General features: G+C 61.8%; 2 protein-coding genes. Both read right to left on the bottom strand.

The annotated features are described in order from the left end of the window. Position 1: 1 nt before the first annotated feature. Positions 2 to 1,459 (bottom strand): NAD(P)(+) transhydrogenase (Re/Si-specific) subunit beta, encoded by a 1,458-nt coding sequence (locus GRF63_RS16325; RefSeq protein WP_419865969.1) that lies wholly within the window; start codon positions 1,457 to 1,459, stop codon positions 2 to 4. Positions 1,460 to 1,461: 2 nt separating this feature from the next. Then, positions 1,462 to 1,718: NAD(P) transhydrogenase subunit alpha part 2 (locus GRF63_RS16320; RefSeq protein WP_160487140.1), on the bottom strand; the 257-nt coding region annotated here is incomplete at its 5' end.

Raw genomic sequence — 1,718 nt, 5'->3', positions numbered from 1 at the left:
ATCAATCCATCGCCTTCACGATTTCCTCGACCATCTTCTTGGCATCGCTGAGCAGCATCATGGTCTGGTCCATGTAGAACACGTCATTGTCGACGCCCGCATAGCCCACGCCGCCCATGCTGCGCTTGATGAAGAAGACCTGCTTGGCCTTGTCCACATCGAACACCGGCATGCCGTAGATGGGCGATGACTTGTCGGTCTTGGCAGCAGGGTTCACCACATCATTCGCGCCGATGATGAAGGCGACATCGGCCTGCGCAAATTCTGAGTTGATATCTTCCAGCTCGAACACTTTGTCGTATTCGACAGAAGCCTCGGCCAGCAGCACGTTCATATGCCCCGGCATGCGGCCTGCCACGGGGTGAATGGCGTATTTTACCGACACGCCCTTCTCCTCCAGCACGTCCGCCATCTCGCGCAAGGCATGCTGTGCCTGCGCCACGGCCATGCCGTAGCCAGGGATGATGATGACGCTTTCGGCCTGCTCCAGCATGAAGGCGGCATCCGCGGCACTGCCCTGCTTGTACGGACGCTGCTCGCGCGCCTCGCCGCTGCCGCCGCCGCTGTCGTCAGCGCCAAAGCCGCCTGCGATCACGCTGATGAAGCTGCGGTTCATCGCCTTGCACATGATGTAGCTGAGGATCGCGCCAGAGCTGCCGACCAGTGCGCCGGTGATGATCATGGCCGTGTTGCCAAGCGTAAAGCCCATGGCCGCTGCCGCCCAGCCCGAATAGCTGTTCAGCATCGACACCACCACCGGCATGTCCGCCCCGCCAATGGGGATGATCAGCAGGAAGCCGATGATGAAGGCCAGCACCGTCACCGCCACGATCAGCGGCATGGTCTCGGCAGGGCCGCTTGCCATGGCGAACATCGCCGTCAGCACGATGATGGCGACCAGCGTGCCCAGGTTGATGAAGTGGCGCGCGGGCAGCATGATCGGCGATCCGCTCATCTTGCCCGAAAGCTTCAGGAAGGCGATGACAGAGCCGGAGAAGGTGATCGCACCGATGGCGATACCAAGGCCCATCTCGATCTTGCTGACAGCGCCGATGCTGTCGCCCACCAGCAGCCCGAAGGCTGCAGGGTTCAGATAGGCGGCCCAGCCCACCAGCACGGCGGCAAGGCCGACCAGGGAGTGGAATGCGGCAACCAGTTCCGGCATTGCCGTCATGGCGATGCGGCGGGCGGTGACAATACCGATCACCGCGCCGATGGCGATGGCGATGGCGATCTCCACGATGTTGGCAATGTCATGCGTCACCAGCGTGGTGACCACGGCAATCGCCATACCGATCATGCCATTGCGATTGCCTGCGCGGCTGGTGGCGGGGCTGGAAAGCCCGCGCAGTGCTAGGATGAAGAATACGCCGGAGGCAAGATAGGCGAGCATGGCCCAGGCAGGCGTGTCACCGCCATGCGCGGCGGTATCTGCAACGGGTGCAAGGAAGGACAACATGTTCACTTATCCTTCTTCTTGTACATGGCGAGCATCCGCTCGGTCACGGCAAAGCCGCCAAAGATGTTCACGCTGGCCAGCACCACGGCCGCCAGTCCCAGCCACTTTGCAACATCGCTGCCCGCCTCTGCCGAAGCGATCAGGCCACCCACGATGATCACCGATGAAATAGCGTTCGTCACCGCCATCAGCGGCGTGTGCAGCGCAGGCGTGACAGACCACACCACGTAATAGCCGACGAAACATGCCAGCACGAAGA

It is taken from the genome of Aurantiacibacter rhizosphaerae, assembly GCF_009807005.1.
GTDB classification, from domain to species: domain Bacteria; phylum Pseudomonadota; class Alphaproteobacteria; order Sphingomonadales; family Sphingomonadaceae; genus Alteraurantiacibacter; species Alteraurantiacibacter rhizosphaerae.
The sequence above is the reverse complement of the archived record's forward strand: the minus strand, read 5'-3'. Positions and strand labels throughout refer to the sequence as shown.